Genomic DNA, 18031 nt, shown 5'->3' on the forward strand with positions numbered 1-18031 from the left:
CGGAGGTCGGCGGCTTCGACCCCCGGGCCTTCGAGTCCGCCGCCTTCGAGTCCGCGGCCGCCGAGCGGCCGAGCGGGGGGCGCCCCGCGGGGGGCGGCCGCCCCCCCCCCGCGGGCGGGGGGGGGCCCGCCACCCGGCGCCCCGCCGGCCCCCCCCTGGCCGCCCCGGCCGCCCCCGCGCGCGCCATCGACCTGCCCGCGCCCACCGTCGGCCGCCCGGTCGGCACCACCAGCCTGCACCTGGTCGACCACGGCCGCCCCGACCCGTTCGCCCCCGTCCCCGGCCCGCGCGAACTCATGGTCCAGTTCTGGTACCCGGCGCGCGGCACCGCCGGCCGGCCCCGCGCGCCCTACACCACCGCGCGGGTCGCGGCCGCGATCGAGCGGATCCTGCCGCTGGATCCGGGCACCCTCGCCCTGGTCCGCCCCACCGCCCGCGCCGACGCCCCCGCCCACCCCGGCCCGCTCCCCCTGCTGCTGCTCGGCCACGGCCGCGGCGGCGCACGCAGCAACTGCACCGCACTGGCCGAGGAGTTGGCCGCCCACGGCTACCTCGTCGCGGCCGTCGACCACACCTACGACGCCGCCGCCGTCGAGTTCCCGGACGGCCGGCTGGTGCGCGGCGCCCTGCCGGAGAGCCCGCCGGGCTGGGACCCCGAGGACCGCAAGGAGATCGCCGCACGGGTCGGCGACCTGCGCTTCGTCACCGACGAACTGACCGGCGGCCGGCTGCCGTTCCGGGTCGATGAGGAGCGTATCGGCGTGCTCGGCCACTCCATGGGCGGAGCCGCGGCCGCCGAGGCGCTGCGCCAGGACCGGCGCCTGCGGATCGGCCTCGACCTCGACGGCGGCCTGTTCGGCTCCCCTGTCCCCGAACTCGGGCTGGACCGGCCGTTCCTGCTGCTCACCTCGATCGACGACCACGACACCTGGCAGCGCTGGCGCGAGCACCACCACGCCTGGGGCCGCCAGCTGCGCACCCTGGGCGCGGGCCACCTCAGCTTCACCGACCTGCCGCACGCCGCCGCCCCCGGCCACCTCGCCGACCACCTCCCCGCCGACGCCTACGCCGCCCTGCTCGGCACCCTCGCCCCGCCCCGCGCCACCGCGCTCACCCGCAGCTACGTCCGGGCCTTCGCCGACCGCTTCCTGCGCGACCGCCCCACCCCGCTCCTCGACGGCCCGTCGCCTCGCCACCCGGAGATCGAGTTCCGCTGGAGCCGCGGGTAGGGGCCGTGTCGCCGATCGTTCCCGGGCCGGGACACTCCCCCGGCCTTCGGGCCGGGCGGTACCCCACCCCCGCCCTGCGATGCACGCACCCCAAGGCCGCGCCCTGATCCGGACTGGTCGACAAGACGGGCCCCGGGCACGATCCCACCCTAACCCGCCGGGTACTCCGCCGGGTCGCGGCCGAAGAAGGCGGCGAGCCGGTCGTACGCCGGGGCGTCCTCGGGGGCGGCGACGGCGGGGCCGAACGCGTGGTGCTCCTCCTCGGCGCCGCGGTACTCGGGCTTGAGCGCGCCGCCGGCCCAGGCGAGCGCCGCGTGTGCGACCTCGTGGTCCAGGCCCTCGGTGGACTGGCCGGTGGCTCGGGCCAAGTCCCAACCGTGGACAGCGAATTCAGCGATCTGCTGGTCCACCGGGAAGCGGGCCGGGAGGGTGCCGACGCCGGGGATCTCCAGGGTGCCTCCGAGGTCGCCGGCCGCGCGCCAGGCGTCGACCAGTTCCTCCGCCCCGGCCTCGAAGGCGTGCAGCCAGTCCTCCTCGACCCGGTCGAAGGGCTGCGACCAGTCCGGCTGCCCGCCCTTCGCCCGTACGGTGAACTGCCGCAGGTCGTGCAGGAGGTGGCTGACCAGGTCGCCGACGTCCCACGAGCGGCAGGGCGTCGGGTGGCCGGCCAGCTCGACGCCGGTGCCGTCGATCAGTCCGGCGGTCTGCGCGAGGGCCCGGGCGAGCAGCTCGATCGGGTCTTCCGCTGCGGTCATGGCACACCTCTCGGTACGGGGTCCCGGTGCGGGAGCGCGGGTCGTGCCGGGTGATCGTAAGCGCGGGCGCCGACCACCGCCCGCCACGACACCGCACCCACCGTCACCGGGCCCGCCGCCGGGCGTCAGGAAGCGAAGCCGCCGTCCACCGCCAGCTCCGCGCCGGTGACGTACCGGCCGTCCGCGCCGACCAGGTAGGCGACGGCGCCGGCGACGTCCGCCCCGGTGCCGAAGCGGCCGAGTGCGGTGAGTCCGCTCTGGAGCTCCGCCGCCGGGCCGTCGACCGGGTTCATGTCGGTGTCGATCGGCCCGGGGTGGACCAGGTTGGCGGTGATCCCGCGCGGGCCGAGCTCGCGGGCCAGCGCCTTGGTCAGGCCGATCAGCGCGGCCTTGCTGGTCGCGTACAGCGTGGCACCGGGGAAGGCGGCGCGCTGGGCGATGCAGCTGCCGATGCTGACGATCCGCCCGCCGTCGGCCAGGTGCGCGGAGGCCGCCCTGGCGTACAGGAAGGGGGCCCGGACGTTCACCTCCATCACCCGGTCGACGTCCTCCAGCGTGAAGTCGCCGATCGGGCCGACGGCGCCGACGCCGGCGTTGTTCACCAGGACGTCCAGTTTCCCGAACCGCTCGACGACGGCCTCGACCACGCTCTCCACCGCCTGCGGGTCGCAGCTGTCCGCCCGTAGGGCCCAGCCGGTCCGCCCCATCGCGGTGATCTTGGCGACGACCTCCTCGGCCCGCTCCGCACCGCCCTGGTAGGTCAGCACCACGTGGGCACCGTCCTCGGCCAGCCGCAGGGCGACCGCCGCCCCGATCCCCCGGCTGCCGCCGGTCACCAGCGCCACCTTGCCGTCGACCCCGTCGATTCCCGCCGCACCGTTCATCGTCATCTCTCCAGAACTCCTCGTTCCGATCTCGGACATGACTCGATCCTGGTCCGGGGCGTTTCAAACCTCCGGCGGAAATCAGACGTTGCGTTCAACGTTCAACCATTCGCGGGACGCCCCGCACCCCGGCGTACGCGCCCGTCAGTGGCAGTACGAGCCGACCGCCGTCTGTCCCGTGCGGTCGGGCCCGGCCGCCGGGTCGGCTCCGGCGTAGCCGAAGGGCCGCTCCAGCTCCCGCGCGCCGTCCAGGAGCAACGGGTGCCGCCGCGCGGTTCTCGAATCCCGCCGCGCGCAGGGCCGTCACCACCGGACCGTCGGCCGACGCCGGCGAGAGGCCGGACGGCCGGCGCCCGCCCCGCGCGGGCACCCCCACCCCCGAACGGCCCGTCAACCGCCCGTAACGGGCCGTTGACGGGCCGTTGACGCACCGGAACCGGCCGGGCGGTCGCCCCCGTCCAGGGCGGCCGCCCGGCCGGTTCCGCAGGGCTCCGTCGGGCGGCGGGCCTCCCGCCGGACGGTCGGCCCGGTCAGACCGTCAGCGTCTGGCCCGGGAAGATCAGGTCCGGGTCGCCACCGATGGTGCGCGCGTTCTTCCGGTACAGGCTGTCCGTGTCGGTGCCGAACTTGGCCGCGATCTCGCTGAGGGTGTCACCGCTCCGGACGGTGTAGCCGCCCGCGGCGGTGTTCTTCGGCGAGGCCGGCGCGGACTGCGCCGGCTTGGCCGAGGGCTGACCCTTGGGCGCCTGCTGGGTGGCGGCGGGCGCGGCGGGCTTGGCCGCGGGCTTCGCCGCCTTCGTGGTCGGCTTGGCCGCCTTGGCCGCCGTGCCGCCCGCGGTGTCGACGGCGGCCGGAGCGCCGCCCTTGCCCAGGCCCGCCTTCTGCGAGCAGACGGGCCAGGCGCCCGGGCCCTGCGAGGCGAGGACCTTCTCCGCGACGGCGATCTGCTGGTCCTTGCTCGCCTTGTTGGCCTGGGAGGCGTACGCGGTCCCGCCGTACGCGGCCCAGGTGGACGGGGCGAACTGCAGCCCCCCGTGGAAGCCGTTGCCGGTGCTGATGCTCCAGTTCCCGCCGCTCTCGCACTGGGCGACGGCGTCCCAGGTCGAGCTGGTAGCGGCGGAGGCCGAGGTGGCCGTGACGAGGCCGGCCACCGGCAGGGCCGCGACGGCGGCGCCCGCGATGACCGCCATCCGAACGCGGTGGCGCTTGACGGTGGCGGTGGTGTCGGTGGCAGCGGCGGTCTCGTGACGGGGATTCATACAGGTCCTCTCGACAAGTCCCGGGCGGGCATGCGGAACCAGGCCCGGGACATGGGCCGGCGGTCTTTTGCTCACCTCACTCGACGGGCGGCCGGACACGTGTCGGACGTGCCGTGCCGCCCCGGTCACCTCCGCACGCCGACGGCCTGTTCGAGCCGGCCTCGTCGGCGGGCACCGCCCTCGCGCCGCGGGTCAGTCGGCGGGCAGTGCGTCGGGGTGAACCCGGGTGGCGCTCGTTGCGCCGCCAATGAAGCTAGGGGGCATCACCCGGACGCAGCAAGCAATTCTTGGACCTCGCAGGTCAGTTGACTGTTACCGGCGGTATCGATCAAGAAGTTGCGCCCGATTTGAAAGCTTTTGACCGTATTTTCAAGATCAAATGGTCAATTTTCGTGCCCTCGCTCACACCTATCCCTCCGAGAAAGCTGACACACCATCCACGCGGAGGAATCGCCCACTGACGCACTGTCACCACCGAAGCCGGAGTTCCCGGTTCCGCATGGCCGCCGAGTGGCATCCATCACGCTCGACACGGCGAGCGAGTGAGAAATTACCCTCAGTTACGGTCGTCAAGCTCCGCGTCCCGCGCCAGCAGCGCCGCCTGGACCCGGTTCTCGCAGCCCAGCTTGGCCAGGATCCGGCTGACGTAGGTCTTCACCGTCGCCTCGCTCATGTGGATCCGCGCCCCGGCGTCGGCGTTGGACAGACCCTCTCCGAGCAGCGCCAACACCTCCAGCTCACGCGGGGTGAGCACCTCCAGCCGGCGCCTCGCCGCCACCGCGCGGGCGGCCAGCGAGGCGCTGCGTCCGGAGGCCAGCGAGTCGACGATGTGCCGGGTGGCGGCCGGGGAGAGGAAGGCGTTCCCGCCCGCCGCCGCCCGGACGGCCTGGATCAGCTCGTTCGGCGCGGTGTCCTTGAGCAGGAAGCCGGCACCGCCCTCGGACACGGCGCGCAGGACGTTCTCGCGCTCCCCGAAGGTGGTGAGGATCAGCGCCCGCGCGCCGGGGGCGACCTTCGCCAGTTCCCCGAGCGCCGTCAGCCCGTCCATCACCGGCATCTGAATGTCCAGCAGCACCACGTCCACCCGGTGCGCCCGCGCGAGCTCCAGCGCCTCGCGCCCGTCCGCGGCCTCCGCGACCACCTCGATGTCGTCGGCGGAGCCGAGGATCATCCTGATTCCGGCCCGGATCAGCGGCTCGTCGTCGGCGACGAGGACTCGGATCACGCTGGTCATTCCCCTCGAACGGTGCTCTTCGGCTGCGGCACCATCCTCACATCCCGGAGAGACCGCTCCGAACCACCCCGATCCGGACCGGCCGGCTCCGAAACCGGCCCGGCCCGGCCCACCGGAGCACCCGCCCGCGCACGGGGGCACTCAGCCCCGGGCCACGTACTCCTGTTTCTCCACCAACGCCCCGTCCCGGAAGCAGAATCGCGCCACGTGCTCCTCGTTCCAGCCGGAGCCGGGCGCACCGTTCAGGACGTACCAGCGGCAGTGCGCGCCCGCCGGCACCTCGGGCCCCGTCCCTTTATAGGAGTCGGTGAAGAAGTCGTTGCCGCGCGGCAGCGTCTGCAGCACCTCGGCCTCGGCGGTGCCGACCCTGATCTGGTCGTACATCGGCTTCTGCACGGTCGCGTCATTGGTGCCCCGGACGAGGGCGACCACGCCCCAGACCAGCAGCCCGAGCACGATCACCGCGACCGCGACCACCCCGAGGGCACAGCCGATCGCCGGGCTGCGCCGCCCGCGCTCCGGCTCCTCGACGGGCGGCAGCCCGTCCACCATCCAGTCCTCGGCCCCGTCCGCCGCCGCGTCCTGCTCCGCCCCCTCGTACGGCAGCACCCCCGCCAGCCGGAAGCCGTGCTCCGGCGTGGGCCCGGCGTGCACCATGCCGCCGACCAGCCGGGCGCGCTCCCGCAGTCCGGCCAACCCCTGACCGCCGCTCACCGCCGTGCCCGCGCCGACGCGTGCCCCCACGAGCTCCGGCGCGCGGGCGTTCGTCACCTCCACCACCAGCGCGTCCGGCTCGTACCGCAGCGCGACGCCGATCGGCGCGCCGGGCGCGTGCTTGTGGGCGTTGGTGAGCGCCTCCTGCACGATCCGGTACGCCGCGTGGTCGACGGCGGCCGGCAACGGACGCCGCTCGCCCTCCAGGGTGAAGTCGATCCGCGCCCCGGCCGACCGGGAGGACTCCACCAGCCCCTCGACCCCGTCCACCCCGCCGCGGGCCGGCGCCCCGGCGGCGGCCGTCCCGGCGGTCGGCGGCAGCGCCGTCGACTCGTCGTGCAGCACCCCGACCACCTCGCGCAGCTCGCGCATCGCCGCGACCGCCGCCTGGCGCAGCACCCCGACGGCCTCGCGCTGCCGGTCGGTGAGCGTGCGGTCCACCTCCAGCGCGCCCGAGTGCACCGAGATCAGCGCCAGCTGGTGGCCCAGGCTGTCGTGCATGTCCTGGGCGATCCGGTGCCGTTCGCGCAGCCGCGCCTGGTGCACCACCATGACCCGCTCGCGCAGCAGCTGCTCGTTGCGCTCGCGCAGCGCGTCCAGCAGGGCGCGGCGCTGCGCCCGGTAGCGGCCGTAGAGCGCCGGCAGCACGGCGGACACCAGGAAGAAGCCGAGCGACAGCGGCAGGACGAGCTTCGGCGAGAGCGAGGCGACGTCCTTCACCGCGCCCGTCACCGTGAACAGCGCCCAGCCCACGACGAAGGCGCCGACCAGCGACCAGACCCGGCGGATCCGCGCGCCGGCCGTCCAGCCCGCGCACACCAGCATCAGCATCGGCCCGACCGCCCAGCCGGCCAGCGCCGCGGTGGTGAGCAGCACCGTGGCCGGCAGGCCCCTACGCAGGACGAACAGCACCGCGACCGCGAGACCGAGGGGCAACGCCAGGCCGCTGTTGGAGAGCAGCTCCAACAGTGCGGCGAAACCGCCCACCAGCAGGGCGAGCACCGCCTCGCCCACCACCCGCCGGGGCCGCCAGGGCCCCGGCAGAGCCGTCCGTACCGCCGTGTTCCAGGCCCGCGCGATCGCTTCCACCCGTCGAGGCTACCGGTCCGGCCGCGGCGCCCGCCGCCCTCCTTCGTCTCCGCCCCGCGACGACGAAAGTCGCCTGGTCACCGCGGCCGAGTGGCATCCGTCCAGCGGCCGCTCGGGCCGTACTCAGCCGAAGGCCGTGAGCAGCAGCGCCACGTCGTCCACCCGGCGGGTCGAGCCGACCTCGCGCAGCAGCCGCTCGGCCGCCTGCTCCAGTCCCTCCCCGGCCGCGGCCCGGGCCAGCGCGGCCCGCAGCCGGTCCACGCCCTGGTCGATCGCCACCGCCGGGTCCTCCACCAGCCCGTCGGTGTAGAGGGCGAGCACGGCGCCGCTGCCCAGCCGCAGGTCGCTGACCGGGTAGTCGGCCCGCTCGACCACCCCGAGCAGCGGCCCGCCCGGGACGTACAGCGCCTCGGCCTGCCCACCGGGGTGGCGCAGCACCGGCGGGAGGTGCCCGGCCCGGGCGATCCTGGCGAGGCCGGCGGCGGGGGTGAGCCGGACGAGGCAGCAGCTGGCGAGCAGCCCGGGGTCGAGGTCGAGCAGCAGCCGGTTGGTGCGGGCGAGCACCTCGTCGGGCGGGTCGCCGCCGGTGGCGAAGGCGCGCACGGCGCTGCGCAGCTGCCCCATGGTGGCGGCCGCGCCGACGCTGTGGCCCTCGACGTCGCCGATCACCAGGGTGACGTCCGGGCCGGTGACGATCGCGTCGTACCAGTCGCCGCCGATCTCCATGCCCTGGGTGCCGGGCAGGTAGCGGGCGGTGATCCGGATGCCGGGCACCTCGGGCAGCCGGTGCGGCAGCAGTGCCTGCTGCAGGCCGCGGGCCAGGGCGAACTCGGCGTCGTACAGCCGGGCGCGTTCCAGGGCCTGGGCGATGAAGCCGCCGAGCGCGGTGAGCAGGCCGCGCTCCTCGACGGTGAAGGGGCGCGGGCGCTCGAAGCCGATGATGCAGCTGCCGACCGGACGGCCGGAGGCGATGAGCGGCAGGAAGGCCCAGGCGCCCATCTCGTCCAGGGCGAGGCCGGGATAGGTGGCGGCGAGTTCGCGCACCGACTCGAAGAAGATCGGGGTGCGGGTGCTGAGCGTCTCCGAGCCGGGCACCCGGGCGTCGACCGACAGGCCCTCGAAGGCGTCCAGGAAGCCGGCCGGGTAGCCGGTCTGCAGGAGCAGGTTCAGGCACTGCTCGCGCACCGCGTAGATGGCGAGCTCCTGGCCACCGCAGGCCGGCAGGATCTCCTCGGCCACCGCCCGGCACACGTCCCGGACGGTGACCGCCTCGGTGAGCGCGCTGGCCAGCTGCAGCAGGTGGTGGGTGCCGCTCACGCTGTCGCCCACCCCGGTGCGGGTGGCGGGCGGCGGGGTGGCGAGCGGCTCGGCGGCGCCCGGCGGCGCCTCGGCCGCGACCACCCGGCCGGTGACGCCGTGTGCGTCCGGGTAGAGCGAGAAGGCGAGCCAGCAGTCCGGCGGGCGGGCGGCCAGGAAGGCGGTGGGCTGCTGGGAGAACAGGGCGGCGCGGTAGCGGTTCTCGTAGAAGGGGTCGGCGAGCCAGGGCAGCATGTCCCAGGGGCTGTGGCCGAGCAGGTCCTCGCGGCGGGCCCCGAGCAGCGGCTCGACGGCGCGGTTGGCGTAGCCGATCCGGCCGTCCGGGTCGAGCGAGAACACGCCCTCGTGCAGCCGCTCGACGGCGGCCGCGGCGGCGGTCAGGGACCGCACGTCCAGCACCGCGCCGACCAGGTGGGTCCGGCCGTCGGAGATCGCCACGGGCACCCGGGCCCACAGTTCCACCGGGTACGGCAGGCCGTCCCGCCCGAGCACCCGGACGCGGGCGGCCAGCACCTCGCCGTGCTCCAGCGCGACGCGGGCGGCGGCCCGGAACTCCGGCAGGTCGCCGGGCGCGATCCGATGGTTCAGCGCCGCCGCCGTGCCGTCGAACTCGCCCGGCCCGAAGCCGAAGATCTCCCGGAAGCGGTCGTCGGCGGCGAGCGCCCCGGTGGCCAAGTCCCAGTCGAACAGCCCGATTCGGGTGGTCGGCACCGTCGACGACGGCGCCTCCACCACGGCCACCTCGCCGCCCGGCTCCACGGACTGCCCCGGTTCCGCCAACTCGGCCAGCTCCCGGCCGAGTTGGTCCGCCACCGAGGCGAGCTGCCGCGCGGCGGGCTCCGGCAACCCCTCGTCCGAGGCGGGCCACAGCCCGCTCAGCACCCCGAACCGCTCCTCGCCGCACCCCACCGGCACACAGGCCGAGGCGAAGTCGTACGGCAGGCCGACCGCGAACTGCGGGAAGCGCCGCATGGTGTCCTCGGTGTCGGTCAGGGTGATCACGTGCCCGGTCCGGAAGCAGACCGCGACCGGCATCGGCCCCGCGGCGGCCACCCGCCGGAACGGGCTCATCACCGTCGGCGGCACGCCCGCGATCGTGCGCAGCACCAGCGACCGGCGGTCCCGCGAGCGCAGGTACACCAGCGCCCCGTACGCCTCGGTGGTGCCGAGCACCCGGCGCACCGCCCCGGCGAACAGCTCGTCCCGCCGCTGCTCCGCGTGCCGGGCCGGGTCCCGGACGGACCGGGCCGGCTCCGCGCCGGCTCCGGGCTCCGGCGGCCGGTCGGGACCGGTGCGCGCACCAGGGGCCCCACCGGTCGCCTGCGGATGGCACATGCTCTTTTGCTACGCCCGGCCCGGAACGGTGTCAAGGCGAGTGCGCACCGGCCCCGAGCTGCCACGGGGCCCGGCCTGCCCCGGCACGGACGGCATGCCGAGCGAATCCCGCCGCACCACCGTGGTCAACCGCAAGGGGCACCGCGACGACCCCGGAGACGGGGTCCGGTCGGCGGCCCGTCGACCGTTTCCCGTTCGATATCCTCCGGGCGGGTGGCGGCGCGAGGCCGCCGGGTGGGGAAGTGGGAGCCGCATGCAGTCGCCGTCGTCCGAGAAGTCCGCACACGGAGCGTCGTGGCAGTGGGACGGGGAAACGGCGGGCGGCGAGGCCTCCGCGGACGTGGTCGCGGGCGGCGGGGAGCGTCTGCGGCCCAGCCGGCGCGGGCTGCTGGTCGGGGCCGGGGTGCTCGCGGCGGGCGGGGCCGCCTGGGCGCTCGGCCGTACGGGTGGCGGCGGAGTGCTCCCGTCGCCGGGGCCGAGCAGGCCGCAGCCGACCGCGCTGTCCGGGCCGACGCCGCTCTGGACCTACCGCGGCCCGGAGGCGATGACCCCCGAGCGGCTCACCGACCCGCCGCACCGGCCCGTCTACCTCTCCAGGAACGGCCTGCAGGTCCTCGACCACGACCGGGGCACCGCCGGCCGGCTGCTGGTCTTCGAGCCGCCGACCCCCCGTAACCGGCCCAGCGACAGCGACATGCTCGACAAGGTGGTGTTCGGACCGGAACACCTCTTCGCCACCTACCAGGGCCACGCCGAGGCCCGGCACTTCACCGACCCCGCCGCCGACTGGAGCCTGCCGCTGCCCGACGAGCTCCAGGGCCAGACCCGTCTCGCCGGCCACGACCGCGGCATCCTCTACGGCTACTCGTGGGGCCGCCCGCGGGCCGACGGCACCCCACCGCAGAACCACCTCTTCGCGCTGCGGGTCGCCGACCGCTCCGTGCTCTGGTCCGTCCGCACCGAACAGACGGAACAGCCCGTCACCCCCACGACCGGCCCCAAGCACCCCCTCCTGGTCTGCGTCCGCTTCCTCGGCGGCCGCACCGAGCTGGCGGCCCGCGACGCCCTCACCGGCCGCGAGCTGTGGACCGCCCCCGGCGAGGAGGACCTCCGCTGGTGCGTCACCGGCGCCGAGCGGATCTACGTCCCCGACGGCAGCGGCGGCGTTCGCATGCTGCTCCCCACCGGCGAGACGGGCTGGACCCACTCCCCCGCCCGGGGTGAGTCCTGGCGGGCCCTGCCGCCCGTGGAGTGCGACGGGCAGCTGCTCATCCCGCGCGACCAGGGCACCGTCGCCGCCCACGACACGTGGTCCGGCGGGCAGAACTGGTCCTGCCGGCTGCCGTTCCCGCTGGACCGCCGCAACCGTCCGCTGGTCGCCGAGCGCACCATGTTCGTCCCGGGCACCGCGGCCGGAGGGGTCAGCGCGGTCGACATCACGGCCGGCGAGCTGGAGTGGACCTTCCACGACTCGGGCCCTGGCAAGGACGTCTGGACCGTCGCCGCCGACAAGGACCGCCTCTACGCCGGCCACGACGACATCCTGCACGCCCTCCCGCTGCGCTGAGCGCCGAGCACCCCGACGAGACGGCACGACACGGCAGGATGGCCCGATGCAGGTACGCCCGATCTCCCCCGACAACCTGGCCGAGCTGCTCGCCGACCGCATCGCCGCCCTGCCCGACGCCCGAGGCCGGCGCCTGCGGGTGGCCGTGGACGGTGCGGCGGCCGCCCGTCCTGAGGCGCTCGCGGACGCCCTGGTGGAGCCGCTGCGGCTGCGCGGCCATCCGACGCTGCGGGTCTCGGCCGCCGGTTTCCTTCGCCCGGCCTCCATCCGGCTGGAGTACGGCCGCCACGACGCGGACGCCTTCCACGACCTCTGGCTGGACGACGGCGCCCTGGCGCGCGAGGTGCTCGATCCGCTGGAGCCGGGCGGCAGCGGCCGCGTGCTGCCCTCGCTGCGCGACCCGGTCACCGACCGCTCGACCCGCGCCCCGTACACCGAACTCCCGCCCGGCGGCGTGCTGTTGCTGGACGGCGCCCTGCTGCTCGGCCGCTGGCTGCCGCTGGAGCTGACCGTCCACCTGTCCCTCAGCCCGGCCGCGCTGGCCCGCCGCACCCCGGCCGACCAGCAGTGGACGCTGCCCGCCTTCGCCCGCTACGAGGCGGAGACCGGGCCCGCCACGGCGGCCGACCTCACCGTCCGGGTGGACGACCCGCGCCACCCCGCGCTGGTCGAGCTGCCGTAGGGCCTGACAAGGATCCGCCGGTCAGGCCCTCCTCTCCGGGGCCGGGCCGCGCTGGCAGTACGGGCACCAGAACACCGCCCGGTCGCGCGGCGGCGAGCCCTGGCGCCCGGCGGCCACCGGGGTGACGCAGCGCGGGCAGGGCCGGCCGGCCCGGCCGTAGACCCAGTGCTGGTAGCCGGGCCTGGTGTCGCCGGTGGTGATGTGGCCGGGGCGCAGCTTGTTGGCCTCCAGCATCTGCCGGGCGCGCTCCACCAGCCGGTCGGGGTGCGGGAGTTCACCGACCTCGGTCCACGGTGTGACGCCCGCGACGAAGCAAAGCTCGTTCGCGTAGACGTTGCCGATCCCGGCGAGGTTGCGCTGGTCGAGCAGGGCCTCGACGACCGGGCGGCCGGGGCGGGCGAGGAGTCGGCGGACGGCCTCGACCGGGTCCCAGTCGGGGCCGAGCAGGTCGGGGCCGAGGTGGCCGACGATCCGCCGCTCGTCGGTGGTGCGCAGCAGTTCGACGACGGGCAACCGGTAGCCGACGGCGGTGCCCCGGTCGGTGCCGAGGACGGCGCGGATCTCCCGGTCGGGGCCGCCGCTCCACCGCTCGCCGGGGCGGTAGAGCACCCAGCGGCCGTCCATCCTCAGGTGGGTGTGCAGGGTGAGGCCGCCCTCGAGGCGGGCGAGCAGGTGCTTGCCGCGCGGGGCGACCTCCAGCACCCGGCGGCCGATGAGGTCGGCGGTGGCGTGCGCGGGCACCCGCAGGTCGGCGCTGGTCAGCGGCTGCCCGGCGAGGACCTCGTGCAAGTGGGCCGCCACGCGGTAGACGGAGTCACCTTCTGGCATGTCTCCATTCTGGTCCGCGTGGCGGCCCGACGGGTCACCGACCCCCGCCCGCCTACTCCGACTGCTCCGCGTCGCCGTGGGCCTCGCGCACGACGACGACCGGGCAGGGCGCGTGCTCGGTGAGGTGGCGGCTGACCGAGCCGAGCAGCACGCCGGAGAAGCCGCCCAGGCCGCGGCTGCCCACGACGAGCAGCGCGGCGCCCTTGGCGGCTTCCAGCAGCACCCGGGCGGCGTTGCCGGGCGTCACGCTCTCGGTGATCCGCACGCCCGCGTCGTCACCGGCCACCTTGGTGATGGTGTCGCTGAGGGTCTTGCCGGCGATCTCCTCGGGGTTGAAGGTCTCGACGGTCGGTACGCCCTGTCCGGCCCAGCCGTAGAAGGCCGGGTACTCCCAGGCGGCGATGGCGTGGATCGTCCCGCCGACGGCCCGCGCGTAGTCGATCGCCCAGCGCAGCGCCTGCTCCGAGGCGGGCGAGCCGTCCACGCCGACGACGATCCGGGGATTGGTACTCATGCCCTTGCTCCTTCGGTTGCTGCTGATCGGTCCCGACCCTCCGAACATAGATCAAATCGGACAAACGGTCGCTATCTGCCACGCCGCGAGCGGCCCGCCGCATTCAATTCCAGTGTGGGCGCACCGCCGGCGCCTGGGAGGGTGCCGGGAGATCGCCCGGCCGTCCGGTTGCGGGCCTCCGCCGCCCCGGAGCACCGGCGTGGGGTTCCGTGCCTCCGGCGGCCGGACACCGCGCTACCCCGTCGTCTTCTGCTGAGACCTCAACGGCGGTAGGCGGCCCAGGAGTTGGCCATCCGCCGGACCTGCCCCGGGGTGAACAGGGTCATGCAGGAGTCGTAGCTGTAGTCCATGAAGTTGTGGATCGGGTCCAGCCCCGGGCCGGAGCAGGTGTCGCGACCCTCGGGGCAGCCGGAGGCGGCGGTGCGCTCGGGCGGGGTGTCGTCCACGTAGTCGCCGGGGGCCCGGCAGCCGTTCTGGAAGGTGTGGAAGAGGCCGAGCCAGTGGCCGATCTCGTGGGTCGCGGTGTCGCCCTCGTCGTAGCGGGTGGCGGCGCCGCCGGGCAGGGAGGCGTCGAGGACCACCACACCGTCGTCGGTCGGGTTCGTCCGGTACGCGTTCGGGAAGGTCGACCAGCCGAGCAGGGAGTCGCCGAGCCGGGCGCTGTAGAGGTTGAGGGTGCCCTGGTCGCCCTTGCGCAGGGCGGTCTTCATCGCCATCTCGGCCGGCGAGCCCGGGGTCATGCCGGTGTACCAGGAGGCGTTGTCGGTCCAGTCGGTGGCGACCAGCTGGAAGTGGAACGGGCTCGCGGTGTTGCCCTCGCCCTGGCCGCCGTAGCTCTCGTTGAGGTGGTCGATCTGGCCGGTGACGGCGGCCTGGTCCAACCGCCCGGCGTCGCCGTCGTGGATCACGTGGAAGTGGACCGGAACGGTGGTCGGGGTGCCGACCCGGAGCCGGCCGGTGCCCAGTTCGGCGAGCCGCCGGTCGAGGTCGGCCTGCATCGCCCGGGCCTTCCCGGCGCTCACCTCGTTCGGGTCCCGGACCACCCGGCTGCCGGCCGGCCGACGGTCGGCGGCACCGGTCGCACCGTCGCCGGTCGCACCGGCATCGGCATCGGCATCGGTCGCACCGGCGTCGTCGTCCGCGCACTCGACGGCTGGAGCGGCGGACTCCCCGGCCGCGGCGCGGTGCGCGGCCGGTGCGGCGAACTGGCTCAGGCCGGCCGCCACGACCAGGGCGGCGGCGCAGGGGAACAGGCGGGGGGCACGCGGGCGCACCCGGGAGGTACGGCGCATCAGCGCTCCTGACGGGGGGAGTTGACGGAGTCCCGGCCGCGCCCGGGGCCTGCTCCGGCCGGCCCGCCGGTGCACGGCGCGGACTCGCCGAGACTACGACGCGGTGAAGTCGATCTCCCGCAGGGCGCGCGCGGCGGCCCGGTCGAGTACCACGGCCGACGCACAGCCTGCCGGCAGCCGTCCGGCCCCCAGGATCAGGTGGCGCAGCCGGGCGATGGCGGCCCGGTTCCGGGCGAAGGCGTAACGCGAGACGCCGCGGGCGCGTCGCCGCTGTCCGTCCAGCGCCTCGGCCGGATCGGCGTCGAGAAGCAGCAGGTGCACCCGGCGGCCCTGCCGGGCGGCGGCGCGGACCAGCCAGGCCCGCACCCACGGCTGGGTGCCGCAGTCGTGCACCGCGAGCGGCCCGCCGTCCAGCACGGCCCGGCGCAGCCGCCGGTAGTGGGCGAGCCGGGCCAGCGGGCGGTAGAGCGCGTACGGCAGGCGGGCCGGCAGCCGGGCCGCGTACTCCTCGCGGACCAGCTGGGAGTCGATCAGCGGGGCACGCACGCAGCGGCGCATCAGGGTGCTCTTGCCGCTGCCGGGCAGGCCGGTGACGACCAGCAGGTCCCCGGCGGGGTAGCGCAGGGCCGCCGGTCCCGGCCCGCGCAGCTCGTGCCGGACGGGCGGCTCGTACGGGCCGTGCGACGGGGGCAGGACCACCCGCTCGTCGGTGCTGCGCGGCGGCGGCACCCTCGGCGCCGCCGCCGTCCGCACCGTTCTCGTCCCGCTCACCCGGTCTCCCCCCGCCGTTCCCCGCTCCTAGGAGCATGGCGCATCCCCAAGAACGAGTAAAGGGCGGAGGTCGGCGCGGGTACGGCCGGCCGGGGGCGGCCCGGGCCGGGCGGTGTCCGGGCCGGGCGGTGTCCGGGCCGGGCGGTGTCCGGGCCGGGCGGTGTCCGGGCCGGGCGGTGTCCGGGCCGGGCGGTGGGGATCAGCCCAGCTGCGGGGCGATCCGGGCGGCGATCAGCTCCAGGTGGTCGAGGTCGTCCAGGTCGAGGATCTGGAGGTAGACCCGCTCGCAGCCGATGGCCGCGTACCGGCCGAGCTTCTCGACCACCTCGTCCGGGGTGCCGGCCAGGCCGTTCTCCTTGAGCTCCTCGACATCACGGCCGATCGCCGCGGCCCGGCGGGCGACCTCGGCGTCGTCGCGGCCGACGCAGGCCACCAGGGCGGCGGAGTAGACGAGGTCGCCGGCCGGGCGCCCGGCCTCCTCGGCTGCGGCACGGACCCGGCCGAACTGGGCGGCGGTGTCCTCCACCGAGGCGAACGGCAGGTTGAACTCGTCGGCGAAGCGGGCGGCCAGGGCCGGGGTCCGCTTGGGGCCGTGGCCGCCGACCAGCACCGGAACGTGGTCCTGGGCAGGCTTGGGCAGCGCCGGCGAGTCGGTCAGTGTGTAGTACTCGCCGGCGAAGTCGAAGGTGTCGCCGAGCTTGGTGCGCCACAGGCCGGTGATGATCGCCAGCTGCTCCTCCAGGCGCCCGAGCTTCTCCTTCGGGAAGGGGATGCCGTACGCGGTGTGCTCCGCCTCGTACCAGCCGGCGCCGAGGCCGAACTCGACCCGGCCGCCGCTCATCGCGTCCACCTGGGCGACCTGGATCGCGGTGACGCCCGGCAACCGGAAGGTGGCGGCGGTCATCAGGGTGCCCAGGCGGATGGTGCGGGTGTCGCGGGCGAGCCCGGCCAGGGTGATCCAGGCGTCGGTGGGCCCGGGCAGGCCGTCGACGTCGCCCATCTTCAGGTAGTGGTCGGAGCGGAAGAAGGCGCTGAAGGCACCGAGCTCCTCGGCGGTGCGGGCGACCTTGAGGAGGGTGTCGTAGCTCGCACCCTGCTGGGGTTCGGTGAAGACGCGGAGATCCATGCCGGCCATTCTGGTACGGAGCCCCCGGTGATCGGCAGAGCGGATCCGGCGGGCCACGGAACGTATCCGGCCCGTCCCGACGGGCGCGGGCGGGGAGCAGGGACAGGATGTGCCCGGGGTGGCCAAGGTCTCAGCACGGAACCGTCACGGCCGTCCGTTCCCGCTCCGGGGCTCGCCTACCGTGGACGGATGTTCGCCACCTCCGACGATTCCTTCCGGCGCTCCCCCGACGAACCGGCCGGCTGTCCGCTGCCCGGCATCGTGACGGCCTTCTCGCCGCGGCTGGCCGAGTTCGCCTTCGAGCCCGGCTTCGTCGCGGCGGTCGACCAGCACGTGGCGATGCTGCGGGAGCTGCTGTACGCGCAGGGGCCGGAGCTCGCGCCCCTGCCCCTGGACCGTGAGGAGTTGTCGGACTACGCGCTGGGCTTCGTGGACGCGCTCGCCGAGATCGGCTGGCGGGAGCCGGTCGGCCACGACTACGCCGTGCTCCGGCTCACCGCGATCTGCTGGCTGGTGCGGGAGCAGGGCCTCCTGGAGGTCTGAACCCCGGCAGGCCCTGCCCGCGAGCCCGCACTACCCGGGGTTCTGGTCGCCCTCGATGCCCGGCGCGGGTGGGGTGCCCGGGCCGGTCTGGGTGGTCGGCCGGATCGGCTGGTTGGACAGCGCGTCGGAGCGGCCGGCCTGGTAGGCGCTGCCGCGCAGCCGGGCGGTCTCCCGCTCGGCGCCGTCCAGCCACCGCTCCCAGCGCTGGCGCATCGGCAGGATCAGGCCGCCGCCGAAGCCGACCACCAGGATGCCGGTGATGGTGGCGAGCACGGCGATCAGCACCGGGGTGGTGATCGCCGTGGCGATCCCGACCTGGCCCAGCGCGGCGATCACACCGAGGCCGACGATGAACGCCCAGACCGTGGTGGCGACCACCTTGCCGTACGAGGTACCGGACAGCGAGCTGCGCACGATGTCGCGCACGCCGTTGGCGATGGCCATCGCGACCACCACGATCACGACGGCGACGATGGCCCTGGGCAGCCAGGCGACGATGCTGTGGATCATCACGCTGATCGGGTTCGGGCCGAAGACCCCGAACGCCAACTGCAGGGCCATCAGCAGGACGATGTAGTAGACGACCTTGCAGACGATGCCGGTCATGTCGTACCTGGAGCGGAACAGGTGGGCGGCCATCCCCGACCGCTCCGCGACCCGTTCCGAGCCGAGCCTGCGCATCACCCGGTCGAGGAGCTTGGCGATCATCTTGGCCACGATCCAGCCGATGACGAGGATCGCCAGGAAAGCGATGAACTGCGGAATGAACTTGGCGATCTTGGACCAGGCCTCGGTGAAGCCCGACCCGAAGTCGACGGACAGAGCGAGCTGCTGAGCCACGGAGTCCTCCACTCGGTGACACGGCGCCACGAGTGGGCGCTGCCGGCCCCCC

Annotated in this window: 16 protein-coding genes; 4 read left to right on the forward strand and 12 right to left on the reverse strand. The window is 75.1% G+C overall.

Features of this window, described 5'->3' with window-relative positions; genetic code table 11:
- The coding region (locus ACWDBE_RS35985; RefSeq protein WP_449810041.1) for an alpha/beta hydrolase at positions 1 to 1229 on the forward strand (1229 nt) is incomplete at its 5' end.
- Between the two features lie 149 nt (positions 1230 to 1378).
- Here the strand turns inward: ACWDBE_RS35985 and ACWDBE_RS35990 are convergent.
- The 6 genes from ACWDBE_RS35990 to ACWDBE_RS36015 all read right to left on the reverse strand — a co-directional run bounded on the left by ACWDBE_RS35990 (position 1379) and on the right by ACWDBE_RS36015 (position 9816).
- A complete protein-coding gene (locus ACWDBE_RS35990) occupies positions 1379 to 1984 on the reverse strand; it encodes a TIGR03086 family metal-binding protein (protein WP_449790616.1) in 606 nt (201 codons plus the stop codon).
- A gap of 125 nt (positions 1985 to 2109) precedes the next feature.
- Positions 2110 to 2874 carry an SDR family NAD(P)-dependent oxidoreductase gene (locus tag ACWDBE_RS35995; RefSeq protein ID WP_449790615.1) on the reverse strand — a complete coding sequence of 255 codons (765 nt, stop codon included), beginning with the start codon at positions 2872 to 2874 and terminating at the stop codon, positions 2110 to 2112.
- Positions 2875 to 3398: 524 nt separating this feature from the next.
- Positions 3399 to 4127: a LysM peptidoglycan-binding domain-containing protein gene (locus ACWDBE_RS36000; RefSeq protein WP_449793124.1), complete on the reverse strand. Its 729-nt coding sequence runs from the start codon at positions 4125 to 4127 to the stop codon at positions 3399 to 3401.
- 556 nt (positions 4128 to 4683) lie between these two features.
- Positions 4684 to 5352, reverse strand: a complete 669-nt coding sequence (locus tag ACWDBE_RS36005; RefSeq protein ID WP_449810064.1) for a response regulator transcription factor — start codon at positions 5350 to 5352, stop codon at positions 4684 to 4686.
- Between the two features lie 150 nt (positions 5353 to 5502).
- Positions 5503 to 7164, reverse strand: a complete 1662-nt coding sequence (locus ACWDBE_RS36010) for a sensor histidine kinase (protein WP_449810042.1) — start codon at positions 7162 to 7164, stop codon at positions 5503 to 5505.
- 123 nt (positions 7165 to 7287) lie between these two features.
- Positions 7288 to 9816 carry a SpoIIE family protein phosphatase gene (locus tag ACWDBE_RS36015; protein ID WP_449810043.1) on the reverse strand — a complete coding sequence of 843 codons (2529 nt, stop codon included), beginning with the start codon at positions 9814 to 9816 and terminating at the stop codon, positions 7288 to 7290.
- 253 nt (positions 9817 to 10069) lie between these two features.
- On the opposite strand from ACWDBE_RS36015, the gene ACWDBE_RS36020 reads away from it, so the two are divergent.
- Together ACWDBE_RS36020 and ACWDBE_RS36025 are read left to right on the forward strand one after the other, a co-directional pair.
- The gene (locus tag ACWDBE_RS36020) at positions 10070 to 11383 is read left to right on the forward strand and encodes an outer membrane protein assembly factor BamB family protein (protein ID WP_449810044.1); all 1314 of its coding nucleotides are present in this window, start codon (positions 10070 to 10072) and stop codon (positions 11381 to 11383) included.
- A gap of 46 nt (positions 11384 to 11429) precedes the next feature.
- Positions 11430 to 12065, forward strand: a complete 636-nt coding sequence (locus tag ACWDBE_RS36025) for a uridine kinase (RefSeq protein WP_449810045.1) — start codon at positions 11430 to 11432, stop codon at positions 12063 to 12065.
- Positions 12066 to 12086: 21 nt separating this feature from the next.
- On the opposite strand, the gene ACWDBE_RS36030 is transcribed toward ACWDBE_RS36025, so the two are convergent.
- From ACWDBE_RS36030 to ACWDBE_RS36050, 5 genes are all read right to left on the reverse strand, one after another.
- Positions 12087 to 12893 carry a DNA-formamidopyrimidine glycosylase family protein gene (locus ACWDBE_RS36030; protein WP_449810046.1) on the reverse strand — a complete coding sequence of 269 codons (807 nt, stop codon included), beginning with the start codon at positions 12891 to 12893 and terminating at the stop codon, positions 12087 to 12089.
- Between the two features lie 52 nt (positions 12894 to 12945).
- Positions 12946 to 13407 (reverse strand): universal stress protein, encoded by a 462-nt coding sequence (locus ACWDBE_RS36035; protein WP_449810047.1) that lies wholly within the window; start codon positions 13405 to 13407, stop codon positions 12946 to 12948.
- A 260-nt stretch (positions 13408 to 13667) separates the two neighbouring features.
- Complete coding sequence (locus ACWDBE_RS36040) at positions 13668 to 14699, reverse strand: zinc metalloprotease (protein ID WP_449810048.1); 1032 nt, start codon at positions 14697 to 14699, stop codon at positions 13668 to 13670.
- 93 nt (positions 14700 to 14792) lie between these two features.
- Positions 14793 to 15470, reverse strand: a complete 678-nt coding sequence (locus ACWDBE_RS36045; RefSeq protein ID WP_449793116.1) for an AAA family ATPase — start codon at positions 15468 to 15470, stop codon at positions 14793 to 14795.
- 199 nt (positions 15471 to 15669) lie between these two features.
- Entirely contained in the window at positions 15670 to 16596 is a 927-nt protein-coding gene (locus tag ACWDBE_RS36050) for an LLM class F420-dependent oxidoreductase (RefSeq protein ID WP_449793115.1), read from the reverse strand.
- A gap of 189 nt (positions 16597 to 16785) precedes the next feature.
- Here ACWDBE_RS36050 and ACWDBE_RS36055 point away from each other — a divergent pair, with 189 nt between their 5' ends.
- Positions 16786 to 17139 (forward strand): DUF6401 family natural product biosynthesis protein, encoded by a 354-nt coding sequence (locus ACWDBE_RS36055; RefSeq protein ID WP_449793114.1) that lies wholly within the window; start codon positions 16786 to 16788, stop codon positions 17137 to 17139.
- Positions 17140 to 17169: 30 nt separating this feature from the next.
- Here the strand turns inward: ACWDBE_RS36055 and ACWDBE_RS36060 are convergent, their stop codons facing one another.
- On the reverse strand, positions 17170 to 17979 hold the full coding sequence (locus ACWDBE_RS36060) for a membrane protein (protein WP_449793113.1): 810 nt from the start codon (positions 17977 to 17979) through the stop codon (positions 17170 to 17172).
- Between the last annotated feature and the right edge of the window lie 52 nt (positions 17980 to 18031).

Source organism: Kitasatospora sp. NPDC001132, assembly GCF_053598415.1.